Origin of the sequence: Citrobacter freundii complex sp. CFNIH9 (assembly GCF_002903305.1) — a bacterium.
GTDB lineage: Bacteria > Pseudomonadota > Gammaproteobacteria > Enterobacterales > Enterobacteriaceae > Citrobacter > Citrobacter portucalensis.
The window spans coordinates 4,831,614-4,849,418 of sequence record NZ_CP026238.1; the positions used below are offsets into that span (position 1 = coordinate 4,831,614).

The 17,805-nt window shown below is 51.3% G+C and carries 12 protein-coding genes, 4 tRNA genes and 1 pseudogene; 2 read left to right on the plus strand and 15 right to left on the minus strand.

Annotated elements, in window-relative coordinates:
* Positions 1–11: 11 nt before the first annotated feature.
* The 13 genes from rpoC to C2U43_RS24455 all read right to left on the minus strand — a co-directional run bounded on the left by rpoC (position 12) and on the right by C2U43_RS24455 (position 14,201).
* Entirely contained in the window at positions 12–4,235 is a 4,224-nt protein-coding gene (gene rpoC, locus C2U43_RS24390; RefSeq protein ID WP_003826919.1) for a DNA-directed RNA polymerase subunit beta', read from the minus strand.
* Between the two features lie 76 nt (positions 4,236–4,311).
* A complete protein-coding gene (gene rpoB, locus C2U43_RS24395; RefSeq protein WP_003033111.1) occupies positions 4,312–8,340 on the minus strand; it encodes a DNA-directed RNA polymerase subunit beta in 4,029 nt (1,342 codons plus the stop codon).
* A 320-nt stretch (positions 8,341–8,660) separates the two neighbouring features.
* The gene (gene rplL, locus C2U43_RS24400) at positions 8,661–9,026 is read right to left on the minus strand and encodes a 50S ribosomal protein L7/L12 (protein ID WP_003033114.1); all 366 of its coding nucleotides are present in this window, start codon (positions 9,024–9,026) and stop codon (positions 8,661–8,663) included.
* Between the two features lie 66 nt (positions 9,027–9,092).
* Positions 9,093–9,590 (minus strand): 50S ribosomal protein L10, encoded by a 498-nt coding sequence (gene rplJ, locus C2U43_RS24405; protein WP_001207203.1) that lies wholly within the window; start codon positions 9,588–9,590, stop codon positions 9,093–9,095.
* Positions 9,591–10,004: 414 nt separating this feature from the next.
* Entirely contained in the window at positions 10,005–10,712 is a 708-nt protein-coding gene (gene rplA, locus C2U43_RS24415) for a 50S ribosomal protein L1 (protein WP_003033119.1), read from the minus strand.
* A 3-nt stretch (positions 10,713–10,715) separates the two neighbouring features.
* A complete protein-coding gene (rplK, locus tag C2U43_RS24420; protein WP_003033122.1) occupies positions 10,716–11,144 on the minus strand; it encodes a 50S ribosomal protein L11 in 429 nt (142 codons plus the stop codon).
* Between the two features lie 154 nt (positions 11,145–11,298).
* Complete coding sequence (gene nusG, locus C2U43_RS24425) at positions 11,299–11,844, minus strand: transcription termination/antitermination protein NusG (RefSeq protein ID WP_003033125.1); 546 nt, start codon at positions 11,842–11,844, stop codon at positions 11,299–11,301.
* A gap of 1 nt (position 11,845) precedes the next feature.
* A complete protein-coding gene (gene secE / locus C2U43_RS24430; protein WP_003033128.1) occupies positions 11,846–12,229 on the minus strand; it encodes a preprotein translocase subunit SecE in 384 nt (127 codons plus the stop codon).
* A 230-nt stretch (positions 12,230–12,459) separates the two neighbouring features.
* A complete protein-coding gene (gene tuf, locus C2U43_RS24435; RefSeq protein WP_003031109.1) occupies positions 12,460–13,644 on the minus strand; it encodes an elongation factor Tu in 1,185 nt (394 codons plus the stop codon).
* 118 nt (positions 13,645–13,762) lie between these two features.
* A tRNA-Thr gene (locus C2U43_RS24440) sits at positions 13,763–13,838 on the minus strand.
* Between the two features lie 5 nt (positions 13,839–13,843).
* A tRNA-Gly gene (locus C2U43_RS24445) sits at positions 13,844–13,918 on the minus strand.
* Between the two features lie 114 nt (positions 13,919–14,032).
* Positions 14,033–14,117, minus strand: a tRNA-Tyr gene (locus C2U43_RS24450).
* A gap of 8 nt (positions 14,118–14,125) precedes the next feature.
* A tRNA-Thr gene (locus C2U43_RS24455) sits at positions 14,126–14,201 on the minus strand.
* Between the two features lie 19 nt (positions 14,202–14,220).
* On the opposite strand from C2U43_RS24455, the pseudogene C2U43_RS29880 reads away from it, so the two are divergent.
* Together C2U43_RS29880 and coaA are read left to right on the plus strand one after the other, a co-directional pair.
* Positions 14,221–14,301 (plus strand): annotated as a pseudogene (locus C2U43_RS29880) (hypothetical protein); the annotation flags it as partial.
* Positions 14,302–14,590: 289 nt separating this feature from the next.
* Positions 14,591–15,541, plus strand: a complete 951-nt coding sequence (coaA, locus tag C2U43_RS24460) for a type I pantothenate kinase (protein WP_003031107.1) — start codon at positions 14,591–14,593, stop codon at positions 15,539–15,541.
* A 32-nt stretch (positions 15,542–15,573) separates the two neighbouring features.
* Here coaA and birA read toward each other — a convergent pair whose 3' ends face one another.
* Entirely contained in the window at positions 15,574–16,536 is a 963-nt protein-coding gene (gene birA, locus C2U43_RS24465) for a bifunctional biotin--[acetyl-CoA-carboxylase] ligase/biotin operon repressor BirA (protein ID WP_003826969.1), read from the minus strand.
* Positions 16,533–17,561, minus strand: coding sequence for a UDP-N-acetylmuramate dehydrogenase (gene murB / locus C2U43_RS24470; protein ID WP_071446737.1), 1,029 nt, complete (start codon positions 17,559–17,561; stop codon positions 16,533–16,535). Before murB ends, birA begins: the two co-directional genes overlap by 4 nt.
* Positions 17,562–17,805: the final 244 nt, after the last annotated feature.

A 17,805-nucleotide genomic window follows, 5' to 3' on the forward strand; every position in this document is an offset into this window, starting at 1 on the left:
GTCGGCAACGATTAATCGTTGTCAGAACCGCCCAGGCCTGCGTTCAGCAGTTCTGCCAGGCTGGCAGACGCATCTTCAGCAGTTACCTGCGGTGCAGCTGGCAGTTCGCCCGCTGCGCGACGGCGCATACGATCCTGGTGGTACGCATAACCAGTACCTGCCGGGATCAGACGACCCACGATGACGTTCTCTTTCAGACCGCGCAGTTCATCACGTTTACCTGCAACAGCTGCTTCGGTCAGGACACGCGTGGTTTCCTGGAACGATGCTGCAGAGATGAAGGACTCGGTTGCCAGAGACGCTTTGGTGATACCCAGCAGATCGCGGGAGAACGTTGCACCCACTTTGCCGTTCGCTTCCAGCTCGCGGTTTGCGATCTTGACGCGGGAGTATTCAACCTGCTCGCCTTCCAGGAAGTCGGAGCTACCAGCGCTTTCGATGGTGGCTTTACGCAGCATCTGACGAACGATAACTTCGATGTGTTTATCGTTAATCTTAACACCCTGCAGACGGTATACGTCCTGAACTTCGTTAACGATGTAACGAGTTACAGCATGCACACCACGCAGACGCAGGATGTCGTGCGGCGCTTCCGGACCGTCGGAAACCACGTCACCACGTTCTACACGTTCACCTTCGAACACGTTGAGCTGACGCCATTTCGGAATCATCTCTTCGTACGGTTCGCTACCGTCTACCGGGGTGATAACCAGACGACGTTTACCTTTGGTTTCTTTACCGAAGGAAATGATGCCGCTGATTTCAGCCAGGATTGCCGGCTCTTTCGGACGACGTGCTTCGAACAGGTCCGCAACGCGCGGCAGACCACCGGTGATATCCTTGGTACCGCCGGATTCCTGCGGAACACGCGCCAGGGTGTCACCAGAGCTGATCTGTACGCCATCTTCCAGCTGAACAATCGCTTTACCCGGCAGGAAGTACTGAGCAGGCATATCGGTGCCTGGGATCAGAACGTCGTTGCCCTGAGCATCAACAATTTTCAGTGCCGGACGCAGGTCTTTACCACCCGCAGTACGCTCTGCAGAATCCAGAACCACCAGAGAAGACAGACCGGTCAGCTCGTCGGTCTGACGAGTAATGGTCTGGCCGTCGATCATGTCAGTGAAGCGGACGAAACCACTCACTTCGGTGATAACCGGCATGGTGTGCGGATCCCAGTTTGCTACGGTTTCGCCGCCAGCAACCTGTTCGCCATCACCTTTCGCCATAACGGAGCCGTAAGGCACTTTATAGCTTTCTTTGGTACGGCCGAATTCGTCGATCAGTTTCAGTTCGGTGTTACGTGAAGTGATAACCAGTTTACCGCTGGAGTTCACAACCGACTTCGCGTTGCTCAGACGGATGCTACCTTTGTTTTTCACCTGGATGCTGGATTCAGCAGCCGCACGAGATGCCGCACCACCGATGTGGAACGTACGCATCGTCAGCTGTGTACCCGGCTCACCGATGGACTGTGCCGCGATAACGCCGATTGCTTCACCTTTGTTGATGATGTGGCCACGCGCCAGGTCACGACCGTAGCAGTGCGCACATACACCAAAGTCGGTGTCACAAGATACAACGGAACGGACTTTAACGGAGTCAACGGAGTTCTCTTCCAGCAGATCACACCACTGTTCGTGCAGCAGCGTGTTGCGTGGAACCAGAATATCCGCCGTACCCGGCTTCAGAACGTCTTCAGCAGTTACACGACCCAGAACGCGATCGCGCAGCGGCTCTTTAACATCACCACCCTCGATAACCGGGGTCATGGTGATGCCTTCCAGAGTGCCGCAATCGTCTTCAGTAACAACCAGGTCCTGCGCGACGTCAACCAGACGACGAGTCAGATAACCGGAGTTCGCTGTTTTCAGTGCGGTATCCGCCAGACCTTTACGAGCACCGTGAGTAGAGATGAAGTACTGGAGTACGTTCAGACCTTCACGGAAGTTCGCGGTGATTGGCGTTTCGATGATGGAGCCATCTGGCTTCGCCATCAGACCACGCATACCGGCCAGCTGACGAATCTGTGCTGCAGAACCACGCGCACCGGAGTCGGCCATCATGTAAATGCTGTTGAAGGAAACCTGCTGCTCTTCTACGCCGTCACGGTTAATAACGGTTTCGGTTTGCAGGTTATCCATCATCGCTTTGGATACACGATCGTTCGCCGCAGCCCAGATATCGATAACTTTGTTATAGCGTTCGCCTGCGGTTACCAGACCAGACTGGAACTGCTCCTGGATCTCAGCAACTTCAGCTTCCGCTTCAGAGATGATCTCGTGTTTCTTCTCTGGGATGACCATGTCATCAATACCAACAGATGCACCTGAACGCGCTGCATATGCAAAGCCGGTGTACATTGTCTGGTCAGCGAAGATAACGGTCGGCTTCAGGCCCAGAATGCGGTAACAGGTGTTCAGCATTTTGGAGATAGCTTTCTTGCCCAGCGCCTGGTTGACGATGGAGAAAGGCAGACCTTTCGGTACGATCATCCACAGAATAGCACGGCCAACGGTCGTGTCTTTCAGGCTGGTTTTCGCAACGAATTCGCCGTTTTCATCTTTTTCGTATTCGGTGATACGCACTTTAACGCGCGCATGCAGAGAGGCCAGACCTGCGCGATAGATACGCTCAGCTTCTTTCGGGCCAGTCAGCACCATGCCTTCGCCTTTGGCGTTAACACAGTCACGGGTCATGTAGTACAGACCCAATACAACGTCCTGAGACGGAACGATGATAGGTTCGCCGTTCGCTGGAGACAGGATGTTGTTGGTAGACATCATCAGCGCACGCGCTTCGAGCTGGGCTTCCAGCGTCAGCGGTACGTGAACAGCCATCTGGTCACCATCGAAGTCGGCGTTATATGCCGCACAAACCAGCGGGTGCAGCTGGATAGCTTTACCTTCGATCAGTACCGGTTCAAATGCCTGGATACCCAGACGGTGCAGTGTTGGTGCACGGTTCAGCAGTACCGGGTGTTCGCGGATAACTTCGTCCAGGATATCCCAAACGACAGCTTCTTCACGCTCAACCATTTTCTTAGCGGCTTTGATGGTGGTGGCCAGGCCACGCAGTTCCAGCTTGCCGTAGATGAACGGTTTGAACAGTTCCAGTGCCATTTTCTTCGGCAGACCGCACTGATGCAGACGCAGGTATGGACCTACGGTGATTACAGAACGACCGGAGTAGTCAACACGCTTACCGAGCAGGTTCTGACGGAAACGACCCTGCTTACCTTTGATCATGTCGGCCAAAGATTTCAGAGGACGTTTGTTAGAACCGGTGATCGCACGACCGCGACGACCGTTATCCAGCAGGGCGTCAACCGCTTCCTGCAGCATACGTTTTTCGTTGCGTACGATGATGTCCGGCGCAGCCAGATCCAGCAGACGCTTCAGACGGTTGTTACGGTTGATAACGCGACGATACAGATCGTTCAGATCCGACGTTGCGAAACGACCACCATCCAGCGGAACCAGCGGACGCAGATCTGGCGGCAGAACCGGCAGAACGGTCAGGATCATCCACTCTGGCTTGTTGCCAGACTGTACGAAGGCTTCCAGCAGTTTGATACGCTTGGTCAGCTTCTTACGCTTGGTTTCAGAGTTGGTTTCGTTCAGCTCTTCGCGCAGAGTTTCACACTCTTGCTCCAGATCCATGCTTTTCAGCAGAGCCTGGATAGCTTCCGCACCCATCTTCGCGTCGAATTCGTCACCGAATTCTTCCAGCGCGTCCAGATACTGCTCTTCAGTCAGGATCTGTTGACGTTCCAGGTTAGTCATACCGCCTTCGATAACTACATAAGATTCGAAGTACAGCACGCGCTCGATATCGCGCAGCGGCATATCAAGCAGCAGACCGATACGGGACGGCAGCGATTTCAGGAACCAGATGTGAGCGGTCGGAGACGCCAGCTCGATGTGGCCCATACGCTCACGGCGTACTTTGGTCTGGGTCACTTCAACGCCGCACTTCTCACAGATCACACCACGGTGTTTCAGGCGCTTGTACTTACCGCACAGGCACTCATAGTCTTTTACCGGCCCAAAGATACGGGCGCAGAAAAGGCCGTCACGTTCAGGTTTGAACGTACGGTAGTTAATGGTTTCCGGCTTCTTAACTTCACCGAAAGACCATGAACGGATCATGTCTGGCGAGGCCAGAGCAATTTTGATCGCATCAAACTCTTCGGTTTTAGTCTGCGCTTTCAGAAACTTTAATAAATCTTTCACGGATTTGCTCCCGTCGGAGTTAGCACAATCTGGCGCTGGCTGTTACGCCAGCACCAGTGACCTGTTTGATCGAGAGTTACTCGTCTTCCAGCTCGATGTTGATACCCAGCGAACGAATCTCTTTCAACAGTACGTTGAAGGATTCCGGCATGCCTGGTTCCATCTGATGGTTGCCGTCCACGATGTTTTTATACATCTTAGTACGACCGTTCACGTCATCAGACTTAACGGTGAGCATTTCCTGCAGGGTGTATGCTGCGCCATATGCTTCCAGCGCCCACACTTCCATCTCCCCGAAGCGCTGACCACCGAACTGCGCCTTACCACCCAGCGGCTGCTGAGTAACCAGGCTGTAAGAACCGGTAGAACGCGCATGCATCTTGTCATCAACCAAGTGGTTCAGTTTCAGCATGTACATATAGCCAACGGTAACCTGGCGCTCGAACTGCTCACCGGTACGACCGTCGAACAGTGTGATCTGACCGGAAGTCGGCAGGCCACCCAGCTGTAACAGTTCCTTGATTTCAGACTCTTTCGCACCGTCGAATACCGGCGTTGCGATCGGCATACCTTTTTTCAGGTTTTCAGCCAGACGCAGAACTTCTTCATCGCTGAAGGTATTCAGGTCAACTTTCTGACGAACATCTGAACCCAGATCGTAAGCACGCTGGATGAATTCGCGCAGTTTCGCGACTTCCTGCTGCTGTTTCAGCATGGCGTTGATCTTATCGCCGATACCTTTTGCAGCCATACCCAAGTGGGTTTCAAGGATCTGACCGATGTTCATACGCGATGGTACGCCCAGCGGGTTCAGTACGATATCTACCGGCGTACCGTTAGCATCGTGTGGCATATCTTCGATCGGGTTGATCTTAGAGATTACACCCTTGTTACCGTGACGACCTGCCATCTTATCACCAGGCTGGATCCGACGTTTAACCGCCAGATACACCTTAACAATCTTCAGCACACCCGGTGCCAGATCGTCGCCCTGAGTGATTTTACGGCGTTTCGCTTCGAGTTTTTTCTCGAATTCGTGTTTCAGTTCGTCGTACTGCTCAGCCAGTTGTTCCAGCTGATTCTGTTTCTCTTCGTCGGTCAGGCCGAGTTCTAACCAGCGGTCGCGCGGCAGTTTGTCGAGCTTCTCAGCTTCAACACCACCGGAAACCAGCACAGCGTAGATACGGCTGAACAGGCCAGCTTCGAGGATCTGCAGTTCTTCAGACAGGTCTTTTTTCGCCTGCTTCAGCTGCATCTCTTCGATTTCCAGCGCACGTTTGTCTTTTTCTACGCCATCGCGAGTAAAGACCTGAACGTCGATAATCGTACCGGAAACACCGTTTGGCACGCGCAGAGAAGAGTCTTTAACGTCAGACGCTTTCTCACCGAAGATCGCACGCAGCAGCTTCTCTTCTGGCGTCAGCTGGGTTTCACCTTTCGGTGTTACCTTACCAACCAGAATGTCGCCACCGGTCACTTCCGCACCGATATAAACGATACCGGATTCATCCAGTTTGGAGAGCGCAGCTTCACCCACGTTCGGGATGTCAGCGGTGATCTCTTCTGGCCCCAGCTTGGTGTCACGGGACACACATGCCAGTTCCTGAATATGGATGGTGGTGAAACGGTCTTCCTGGACAACACGCTCGGATACGAGGATGGAGTCTTCGAAGTTGTAACCATTCCATGGCATGAATGCCACGCGCATGTTCTGACCCAGAGCCAGTTCACCGAGGTCGGTGGACGGACCGTCTGCCAGCACATCACCACGTTCAACCGGCTCGCCCAGAGATACGCAAGGCATCTGGTTGATACAGGTGTTCTGGTTAGAACGGGTGTATTTGGTCAGGTTATAAATGTCGATACCTGCTTCGCCCGGGTACATCTCGTCTTCGTTAACTTTGATAACGATACGGGAAGCATCCACGTACTGAACAGTACCGCCACGTTTAGCAACTGCAGTAACACCGGAGTCAACGGCAACAGCACGTTCCATACCGGTACCAACCAGCGGCTTATCAGCGCGCAGAGTCGGAACCGCCTGACGTTGCATGTTCGCACCCATCAATGCACGGTTGGCGTCATCGTGTTCCAGGAACGGGATCAGGGACGCACCGACGGATACCACCTGCTGGGTGGATACGTCCATGTAGTCAACCTGGTCGCGGCTGAACAAGCTGGATTCGCCTTTGCTACGGCAGGTAACCAGATCTTCTACAAAGTGGCCTTCGTCATCCAGGTTGGAGTTCGCCTGAGCGATAACGTAGTTGCCTTCTTCGATAGCAGACAGGTAATGAATTTCGTCAGTTACAACACCGTCGGTCACTTTACGATACGGAGTCTCGAGGAAGCCGTATTCGTTAGTCTGTGCATACACGGACAGGGAGTTGATCAGACCGATGTTCGGACCTTCAGGCGTTTCGATTGGACATACGCGACCGTAGTGAGTCGGGTGTACGTCTCGAACTTCGAAGCCTGCGCGTTCACGGGTCAGACCGCCTGGGCCGAGTGCGGAGATACGACGTTTGTGCGTAATCTCAGACAGCGGGTTGTTCTGGTCCATAAACTGAGACAGCTGGCTGGAACCAAAGAACTCTTTCACTGCTGCAGAAATCGGCTTGGCGTTGATCATATCCTGAGGCATCAGGGTATCCAGATCGCCCAGAGACAGACGCTCTTTCACCGCACGCTCAACACGTACCAGGCCAACGCGGAACTGGTTTTCCGCCATTTCGCCTACGGAACGGATACGACGGTTGCCGAGGTGGTCGATATCATCGACTTCGCCTTTACCGTTACGGATATCGATGAGCTTCTTCATCACTTCGATGATGTCGTCTTTGCTCAGGATACCGGAACCTTCGATTTCGTCGCGCAGCAGAGAACGGTTGAACTTCATACGACCAACCGCAGACAGGTCATAGCGGTCTTCGGAGAAGAACAGGTTCTCGAACAGGCTTTCAGCAGCTTCACGAGTCGGCGGCTCACCAGGACGCATCATGCGGTAGATTTCTACCAGTGCGCTCAGACGATCGTTGGTTGGGTCAACACGTACAGTTTCAGAAATGTACGGACCGTGATCCAGATCGTTAGTGAACAGCGTTTCGATACGCTTGTGACCAGACTGGCTCAGCTTAGCCAGCAGATCCAGGCTCAGCTCCATGTTAGCTGCGCAGATCAGCTCGCCAGTAGATTCGTCAACGTAGTCTTTAGCCGCAACTTTACCAGCAATGTATTCAACCGGAACTTCGATATGTTTGATATCGTCTTTTTCCAGTTGGCGAATGTGGCGCGCAGTGATGCGACGGCCTTTTTCGACGTAGACTTTGCCGTTAGCTTCAATGTCAAAGGAAGCGGTTTCACCACGCAGGCGTTCCGGCACCAGTTCCATCTGCAGCTTGTTGTCGCGAATTTCGAAAACAACTTTTTCAAAGAACAGGTCAAGGATCTGCTCAGTGGTGTAGTTCAGTGCACGCAGAATAATGGTCGCAGGCAGTTTACGGCGACGGTCAATACGTACGAACAGGTTGTCCTTCGGATCGAATTCGAAGTCCAGCCAGGAACCACGGTAAGGGATGATGCGCGCGTTATACAGCACTTTACCCGAAGAGTGGGTTTTACCTTTGTCGGAGTCAAAGAAGACGCCAGGACTACGGTGCAGCTGAGAAACGATAACACGCTCAGTACCATTGATTACAAAGGTACCGTTGTCAGTCATGAGCGGAATTTCGCCCATGTAGACTTCTTGTTCTTTAATGTCTTTTACGGTGCCTTCCGGCGCTTCGCGCTCGTAGATCACCAGACGCAGTTTTACGCGCAGCGGTGCGGAATAGGTCACGCCACGGATCTGACATTCCTGAACGTCAAACACCGGTTCGCCAAGGCGGTAGCTGACGTATTGCAGCTCGGAATTACCGCTGTAGCTCTGAATCGGGAAAACGGAACGGAAAGCTGCTTCCAGACCATACTGCCCTTCAGGATCTTGCTCGATGAACTTCTGAAACGAGTCAAGCTGGATAGAAAGGAGATAAGGTATGTCCAACACTTGTGGACGTTTACCAAAATCCTTACGAATACGTTTTTTCTCGGTATAGGAGTAAACCATTAGGGTTCCTCAGCTCGCTGACAAGTCGACCCATCTGTCCGACGAAGGGACAGTTTGTGCAACACTATTTTGTTGACCGGAAAATCGAATACTTTCCGCAATGCCTGTTGCTATCACGCTTAAACCATTTCATTGCGATTTACACAGAACTGATGCTCTGTCGCAGTATATTAAGACGTCGATAGAAACAAGCATTGAAAGGCACAGCAGTAGTCAAACAGTGTGAAATGCTACTGGCGCCTTACAGCGCAAAAAGGCTGGTGACTAAAAAGTCACCAGCCACCAGCCTAATTTCTTAGGCTGCAACCAGAAAAGTTGGCTTATTTAACTTCAACTTCAGCGCCAGCTTCTTCCAGAGATTTTTTCAGTGCTTCTGCGTCGTCTTTGCTGATGCCTTCTTTCAGGGCAGCCGGAGCAGATTCTACCAGGTCTTTAGCTTCTTTCAGACCCAGGCCAGTTGCGCCACGTACTGCTTTGATTACAGCAACTTTGTTAGCGCCAGCAGCTTTCAGAATTACGTCGAATTCAGTTTTTTCTTCAGCAGCTTCAGCAGGGCCAGCAGCTACAGCTACAGCAGCAGCAGCGGAAACACCGAATTTTTCTTCCATTGCAGAGATCAGTTCTACAACGTCCATTACGGACATAGCGGATACTGCTTCAATGATTTGATCTTTAGTGATAGACATTTAAATTGTTCCTGAAAATCAGAATAAGTTTATACGTAAGCAGATGCTTGAGAAAGATAACTGCGATTAAGCAGCTTCTTTCGCATCGCGTACAGCAGCCAGAGTACGAACCAGTTTGCCAGCCGAAGCTTCTTTCATGGTTGCCATCAGGCGTGCAATTGCTTCTTCGTAGGTCGGCAGAGTTGCCAGGCGATCGATTTGCGATGCCGGGATCAATTCACCTTCAAAGGCTGCGGCTTTGACCTCAAATTTTGCATTCGCTTTCGCGAACTCTTTGAACAGACGAGCAGCAGCGCCCGGGTGTTCCATAGAGTATGCAATCAGGGTCGGACCAACAAACGTGTCTTTCAGGCACTCGAACTGAGTACCTTCAACGACGCGGCGCAGCAGGGTGTTACGAACAACACGCATGTATACGCCAGCTTCACGACCTGCTTTACGCAGTTCAGTCATTTTATCTACAGTTACGCCACGGGAATCCGCAACTACTGCAGACAGCGCGCCTTTGGCTACTTCGCTGACTTCAGCAACAATCGCTTGTTTGTCTTGAAGATTTAAAGCCATTAGCTTTGCTCCTGGATGTTTGCCGGAACTCATGTTCCGGAACTCACTTCACTCTCCCCAACGGAAAGAGCGTCTAAATACGGTGAGCAGAAACAAGCCAGAGTATCAGAAATAATCTTAGCGTTCTGTCACCGTCTACGCAGGGCATTAAGTTTCTTACGAAACACCTGCGGTCTTCGACGGAGGCCTGGATAGGCCAGGCTCCAACGAACAAATCTTGTCTATCTGTCGCTATTCAATCTGTGACGGCGTTGACTGCCTTCGTTCACACCAGTCACATAGTTAACTATGCTCCTGGCGACTCACTCAGTTGTCGCCTTGCCACAGCCTGAATATCTCGGATATACGTCTGCAATTAGCAGAAACGTGGGGGTAAGATTGTAGACAAAATCACCGCCCACGTAAAGGCGAATATTAGTTCGCCACAGTCGCAGTCAGACCGGACTGATCAACGGCAACACCAGCACCCATGGTGGTGGAGATGCTAACTTTCTTGATGTACACGCCTTTAGCCTGAGTCGGTTTCGCTTTTTTCAGCGCAACCAGCAGAGATTCCAGGTTTTCTTTCAGTTTGTCAGCGTCAAAATCTACTTTACCGATGGTGGTGTGGATGATGCCGTTTTTGTCGTTACGGTAACGAACCTGACCTGCTTTAGCGTTCTTAACTGCTTCAGCAACGTTAGGGGTTACAGTACCAACTTTCGGGTTTGGCATCAGGCCGCGCGGGCCCAGAACCTGACCCAGCTGGCCAACAACGCGCATTGCATCCGGGGAAGCAATAACAACGTCAAAGTTCATTTCGCCTTTCTTGATCTGGTCAGCCAGATCTTCCATACCTACCAGCTCAGCGCCTGCAGCTTTAGCAGCTTCAGCGTTTGCGCCCTGGGCAAATACGGCTACGCGAACGGAACGGCCAGTACCGTGCGGCAGTACAGTTGCACCACGTACGTTCTGGTCAGATTTACGAGCGTCGATGCCGAGGTTAACGGCAACGTCTACGCTTTCTACGAATTTAGCAGTGGCCAGCTCTTTCAGCAGAGCAATAGCTTCGTTGATGTCGTACTGTTTAGTTGCATCAACTTTGTCACGGATCACGCGCATACGCTTGGTCAGTTTAGCCATTTCTTAGTCCTCCACTACCAGGCCCATGGAACGTGCAGTACCTTCAATGGAGCGAGTCATCGCTTCAATGTCGGAACCAGTCATGTCGGCAGCTTTGGTCTGCGCGATTTCCTGCAGCTGAGCGCGGGAAATTTTACCCACTTTGTCTTTGTTCGGCTTGCCGGAACCAGACTTGATACCAGCCGCTTTCTTCAGCAGAACTGCTGCCGGAGGCGTTTTGGTAACGAAAGTGAAAGAACGGTCAGCGTAAACGGTGATAACAACCGGGATCGGCAGACCTTTTTCCATGGAATCAGTTTTTGCGTTGAACGCTTTGCAGAATTCCATGATGTTCACGCCTTGTTGACCCAGTGCTGGACCTACCGGCGGACTCGGGTTAGCCATACCAGCTGCAACCTGCAGCTTGACGTAGGCCTGGACTTTCTTAGCCATTCTAAATTCCTCTAGTTGGGTTATAGCGCCTCAAGGAGGCTCCCCGTGATTAAATTCGTTTTACGGACAGGGCCCATAAAAACAAAAGGCGCGAAATTGTATTCCAATCTCGCGCCTTGTGCAACGATTAAATCGCCGCTTTTTTGATCGCTGTTTAGGCTTTTTCTACCTGGGCAAAGTCCAGTTCTACCGGGGTCGCACGACCGAAGATAGAAACAGAGACTTTCAGGCGGGACTTCTCGTAGTCCACTTCTTCAACCACGCCGTTAAAGTCAGCAAATGGACCGTCACTAACGCGAACCATTTCACCTGGCTCAAACATCGTTTTCGGACGCGGTTTATCGCCAACCTGCTGCAGACGGTTCATGATCGCATCAACTTCTTTGTCGCTGATCGGCGCCGGACGGTCAGATGTACCGCCGATAAAGCCCATCACACGCGGCACGCTGCGCACCAGGTGCCAGCTTGCGTCATTCATCACCATCTGGACCAGTACATAGCCCGGGAAGAATTTACGTTCGCTCTTGCGACGCTGGCCACCACGGATTTCGACCACTTCTTCGGTCGGCACCATGACTTCGCCAAACAGCTCTTCCATATTTTGTAACTTGATATATTCGCGCAGCGACGTGGCTACGCGGCCTTCAAAACCGGAAAACGCCTGAACGACGTACCAGCGCTTTTTAGGGGCTTCAGACATCTTAGAACCTCAGGCCAGTGATAAAGGATACCAGGCGAACCAGAATACCATCCAGTCCCCACAGGATCAGTGACATTACTGCGGTAACCGCAGCCACAATTAATGTGGTGTGCAATGTTTCCTGGCGAGTTGGCCAAATGACCTTACGGACTTCGGTTCTCGCTTCACGGGCAAAAGCAACGGTCGCTTTACCTTTTGTTGTCAACAGCGCGACACCACCCGCTGCGGCAATCAGAATCACTACGGCCAGCGCACGCAGCGGCAGCATCATGTCACGATAGAGGTAGTTGCCAACGATAGCTACAAGCAGCAATACAGCGACAACAACCCACTTCATCGCTTCCAGGCCGCGCCCGCTTCCTTGAGCTTCGGTATTCGCACTCATAAACCAACCTGTCAGAAGTATTCTACAAACATTTTCACCCCGCGTAAGCGAGGCGATCCAAACCGAAATGCTCTGGTGCGTTTCGGACTAAACGCCCTCTTCAGAGCCTGTCTCAGCAATGATTATGACAAAAAAAATCACTGATGAGCCAGGTTCTGGTGTGAAAGCGTGCAAAAAGGGCATCAAATGATGCCCTTTTATTGCGCATTGCGTCAAATGTTATTCGGCAATTAGCTCATTACTTTGGCAACAACGCCCGCACCAACAGTACGGCCGCCTTCACGGATTGCGAAACGCAGACCGTCGTCCATCGCGATTGGGTGGATCAGGGTAACAACCATTTTGATGTTGTCGCCCGGCATTACCATCTCTACGCCTTCTGGCAGTTCGATGGTACCAGTCACGTCAGTAGTACGGAAGTAGAACTGCGGACGGTAGCCTTTGAAGAACGGAGTATGACGGCCGCCTTCGTCTTTGGACAGAATGTACACTTCAGATTCGAACTTGGTGTGCGGCTTGATAGAGCCCGGCTTAGCCAGTACCTGACCACGTTCGATTTCTTCACGTTTGATACCACGCAGCAGAACACCAACGTTCTCACCAGCACGGCCTTCGTCCAGCAGTTTGCGGAACATTTCAACGCCAGTACAGGTAGACTTAGCAGTCTCTTTGATACCAACGATTTCAACTTCTTCACCAACTTTGATGATACCGCGCTCTACACGACCGGTAACAACGGTACCACGACCGGAGATGGAGAATACGTCTTCGATAGGCAGCAGGAACGGCTTGTCAATCGCACGCTCTGGTTCTGGGATGTAAGAATCCAGGAAGCCAGCCAGTTCGATGATTTTCGCTTCCCACTCTGCTTCGCCTTCCAGCGCTTTCAGAGCAGAACCACGAACGATCGGAGTGTCGTCACCCGGGAAATCGTACTGAGACAGAAGTTCACGAACTTCCATTTCTACCAGTTCCAGCAGCTCTTCGTCATCAACCATGTCGCATTTGTTCAGGAACACGATGATGTACGGAACGCCTACCTGACGACCCAGCAGGATGTGCTCACGAGTCTGCGGCATCGGGCCGTCAGTCGCAGCAACAACCAGGATCGCGCCGTCCATCTGCGCAGCACCGGTGATCATGTTTTTAACATAGTCGGCGTGGCCCGGGCAGTCTACGTGTGCGTAGTGGCGAGTCGGGGTGTCATATTCAACGTGAGAAGTGTTGATGGTGATACCACGAGCTTTTTCTTCCGGCGCGTTATCGATCTGGTCGAATGCGCGAGCAGCACCGCCGTAGGTTTTAGCCAGAACGGTAGTGATTGCAGCGGTCAGCGTTGTTTTACCATGGTCAACGTGGCCGATAGTACCGACGTTAACGTGCGGTTTAGTACGTTCAAATTTTTCTTTAGACATCGATTGTCCCTCTAAGACACGGATAAATCGGTGATATCACCACATCAACCAGGCAATATACCTGAGCTGTTGAATGCTTTTAAAAGTAAACAGAGAGAAACGGGAAGGAGAAGTGAAGTGGTGCTGATACCCAGAGTCGAACTGGGGACCTCACCCTTACCAAGGGTGCGCTCTACCAACTGAGCCATATCAGCACGTCTGGAGCGGGCAGCGGGAATCGAACCCGCATCATCAGCTTGGAAGGCTGAGGTAATAGCCATTATACGATGCCCGCATCCTGAAACTCGGCTACCCAGTTCTTTCTGCAACAAAAAAGAGATTTCTCTCTTTTCTGTTCGAGCTGATTAATTTTTTAATCAACTCAGGCGGCGATAACGCTGCCAGAAAGTGGTGGTGGGGGAAGGATTCGAACCTTCGAAGTCTGTGACGGCAGATTTACAGTCTGCTCCCTTTGGCCGCTCGGGAACCCCACCGGACTTGATGGTGCCGACTACCGGAATCGAACTGGTGACCTACTGATTACAAGTCAGTTGCTCTACCTACTGAGCTAAGTCGGCATCAAGTAGCGCGCATTTTATGGAGACATGCGCACTCATGCAACTAAAAAATTGCATAAAATGTTCTATCGCTCACATTTTGCACTATACGACCGATAAATAATCTATTTCCTCTTTGGATTGGACAAATTTCCAACGTCAGGTGCCTCCTCTGGGAGGAATTTTGCTCCGGCAGGTACGCTTTGATAGAGAGAAAGCACATCTTTATACATCTGGAATACCCGTCACATTGCATTTCAGAGGATGATTTTTTCTTATTATTCCCCCCCATCTGGTGTTACCCTCCTGCCCATTGTCCAAATTAACTGAAATGTGCGTGCCATTGCGTACCGGGATGATTTCGTTTTTTACCGCAGACCTGATATAGCAATGACAGCCAGACCATGCGTATGAGTATAAAAGAGCAAGCGTTAACGTCGCCTTACCTACAGTTTGATCGCAACCAGTGGGCTGCGCTTCGTGATTCCGTGCCGATGACCCTGACCGAGGAAGAGATTGCTCGTCTTAAAGGCATTAACGAAGACTTATCGCTGGAAGAAGTTGCCGAGATTTATTTGCCTCTCTCGCGTTTGCTAAACTTTTACATCAGTTCGAACCTGCGACGTCAGGCCGTGCTGGAGCAATTTTTAGGCACGAATGGCGAGCGTATTCCTTATATTATTAGCATTGCTGGCAGCGTCGCCGTCGGTAAAAGTACGACTGCGCGTGTTTTGCAGGCTTTGCTCAGTCGCTGGCCCGAGCATCGCAAGGTTGAGTTGATTACTACCGATGGCTTTCTCCACCCTAACCAGGTATTGAAAGATCGTGGACTGATGAAGAAGAAAGGCTTCCCCCAGTCCTATGATATGCATCGCTTGGTTAAATTCGTTTCCGATCTGAAATCAGGCGTACCTAACGTCACGGCGCCGGTCTATTCCCATCTCATCTATGATGTGATCCCTGATGGCGACAAAACCGTTGCCCAGCCCGACATATTAATACTCGAAGGGCTAAATGTATTACAGAGCGGGATGGACTATCCTCACGATCCGCATCATGTATTTGTTTCTGACTTTGTCGACTTTTCTATTTATGTTGATGCGCCAGAAGAATTACTCCAGACGTGGTATATCAACCGTTTCCTGAAATTCCGTGAAGGGGCGTTTACCAACCCGGACTCTTATTTCCATAACTATGCAAAATTATCAGAAGATGAGGCTATCAACACCGCCACATCGTTATGGAAAGAGATTAACTGGCTGAATTTAAAACAAAATATATTACCAACGCGTGAGCGAGCAAGCTTAATCATGACGAAAAGTGCCAATCATGCCGTTGAGCAAGTCAGGTTGAGAAAATAAATAAAAAAGGGGAGCAACACCTCCCCTTCTTATTACTCAGCGCTTCTTAGCGATATTTCTCCACCCATCCAGGGTTTGATCTCGCCATTTTGTTCAAGCAATAATGCACCTTGCGCGTCTATTCCACGAGAGATGCCAAATATTTCTTTATCGCCAATAATAAGTTTGACCGGGCGGTCGATAAAGTTATCCAGTCTCTTCCAGCGAGACAGATACGGCGCTAAACCTTCGTGCTCAAAGAGCACTAACGCAGCACGCAACTCACGTATCAGTCGGGCGGCAAGGGTATTGCGATCAATGTTAATGCCCGCTTCCTGCAAGTTAATCCAGCCTTGATTCACCACATTTTCTTCAACCCGGCGCATGGACATATTAATACCCGCACCGATAACAATCTGCGCGGCATCCCCTGTCTTACCGGTCAGTTCAACCAGGATCCCTGCCAGCTTACGGTCGAGCAAATAGAGGTCGTTGGGCCATTTTACACGTACCTTCTCTGCGCCCAGATCGCGTAAAACCTCAGCCATGACGATACCAATAACCAGACTCAGGCCAATCGCGGCAGCCGGTCCTTGTTCCAGCCGCCAGAACATTGAAAGGTACAGGTTGGCACCAAACGGTGAAAACCATTTGCGACCACGGCGGCCGCGCCCGGCTTGCTGATATTCAGCGACACAGGCATCCCCTGACTCCAGTTGACCTATTCGGTCCATCAGGTACTGATTGGTTGAGTCGATAACCGGCAGGACTGTGATATTTCCACCATCCAGTTGAGAATGAATAAGTGAGGCATCTAATAGTTGGATAGGCTCCGGTAAGCTGTATCCTTTACCTGGAACAGTAAAGACATCAACCCCCCAGTCGCGTAACGTCTGGACATGCTTATTGATTGCAGCACGGCTCATTCCCAACTTTTCACCGAGCTGCTCACCGGAATGAAATTCGCCATCAGCGAGTAATGAAATAAGCGTCAGAGGGACGGTATTATCCTTCATGCAATGATCTCCACAGCATTCATTTCACCCTGCGGGCCAATAAACCGGACCTCTGGTTCGAGCCAGACATTAAATTTCTCACCGACTTTTTGACGTACATGATGTGCAAGTTGCACCACATCCTGACTCGTCGCATTGTCTGCATTGATCAGCACCAGTGCCTGCTGTTGATGTACCGCTGCGCCACCAATGCGCTTACCTTTTAGCTGACACTGGTCGATAAGCCAGCCGGCTGCCAGTTTCACAGAACCATCAGCCTGCGGGTAATGAGGTGCTGTTGGGAATTTTGCCAGGAGCTCCTGCGCAATCTCTGCGCTGACAACCGGGTTTTTAAAGAAGCTTCCTGCATTACCGTTTACTTTCGGATCGGGCAGTTTTGTCGTGCGCATATGGCAGACAGAATCAAAAACCTGCTGAGGCGTCACCGTTGTAGGATCCAGGCGCGTCAGATCGCCATAGGTCAGTACCGGATGCCACTGTTTAGACAAGCGTAAACCAACAGCAATAATTGCGAAGCGATCCTGGTATTCATGTTTGAAGATGCTGTCACGATAACCAAAACGACATTCTGCTGCACCAACGCGCAGATGTTTGCCAGTCGACAGCTCAACGCAGTCTACGTATTCGCAGACGCGCTGTAGCTCTACGCCATAGGCACCAATATTCTGGATTGGCGATGAACCCACGCAGCCAGGGATAAGCGCCAGATTTTCCAGCCCAGGCATACCAAGCTGCAACGTATGCTGGACCAGATGATGCCAGTTTTCACCCGCACCTACGTGCAAATGCCACGCATCAGGTTGTTCTGTAATCTCAATACCCTTAATACGGTTGACGATCACCGTACCCTGGAAAGTATCAAGAAACAGGACGTTACTCCCTTCGCCCAGGATCAGTACTGGATGATGCGATGCATTGGCTGATTGCCAGGCATTCAGTAATTGTTGTTCATTTTCGGCGCAGACAAGTTCATTCGTTTGCTGATCGATACCGAAGGTGTTCCAGGCTTTAAGGGAGTGATTCATAGACGCTTTCCTGATGCAAAATCGCGCCTAGTTTACCGCATATACCTCAGGATGGCTTGTGTTATGGAGGTTTTGGATATTGCTTTGCACCCGATGGTGCGGTGTTGTGATGTGCCTGATGCGCTGCGCTTATCAGGCCTACAAAATACATTCAGCCCTGCCTCTGTAGGCCGGATAAGGCGGCACGCCGCATCCGGCGGTTTTTGCCCCGCACAGACGCAAAAAAGCCCATCCGTCAGGATGG

What these genes read in the sequence shown, in the direction of transcription:
- secE (WP_003033128.1), bottom strand. Translation starts at nt 12,229, where the DNA reads ATGAGTGCGAATACCGAAGCTCAAGGAAGCGGGCGCGGCCTGGAAGCG.
- murB (WP_071446737.1), bottom strand. Translation starts at nt 17,561, where the DNA reads ATGAATCACTCCCTTAAAGCCTGGAACACCTTCGGTATCGATCAGCAA.
- birA (WP_003826969.1), bottom strand. Translation starts at nt 16,536, where the DNA reads ATGAAGGATAATACCGTCCCTCTGACGCTTATTTCATTACTCGCTGAT.
- rpoB (WP_003033111.1), bottom strand. Translation starts at nt 8,340, where the DNA reads ATGGTTTACTCCTATACCGAGAAAAAACGTATTCGTAAGGATTTTGGT.
- coaA (WP_003031107.1), top strand. Translation starts at nt 14,591, where the DNA reads ATGAGTATAAAAGAGCAAGCGTTAACGTCGCCTTACCTACAGTTTGAT.
- nusG (WP_003033125.1), bottom strand. Translation starts at nt 11,844, where the DNA reads ATGTCTGAAGCCCCTAAAAAGCGCTGGTACGTCGTTCAGGCGTTTTCC.
- rplK (WP_003033122.1), bottom strand. Translation starts at nt 11,144, where the DNA reads ATGGCTAAGAAAGTCCAGGCCTACGTCAAGCTGCAGGTTGCAGCTGGT.
- rplA (WP_003033119.1), bottom strand. Translation starts at nt 10,712, where the DNA reads ATGGCTAAACTGACCAAGCGTATGCGCGTGATCCGTGACAAAGTTGAT.
- tuf (WP_003031109.1), bottom strand. Translation starts at nt 13,644, where the DNA reads ATGTCTAAAGAAAAATTTGAACGTACTAAACCGCACGTTAACGTCGGT.
- rplJ (WP_001207203.1), bottom strand. Translation starts at nt 9,590, where the DNA reads ATGGCTTTAAATCTTCAAGACAAACAAGCGATTGTTGCTGAAGTCAGC.
- rplL (WP_003033114.1), bottom strand. Translation starts at nt 9,026, where the DNA reads ATGTCTATCACTAAAGATCAAATCATTGAAGCAGTATCCGCTATGTCC.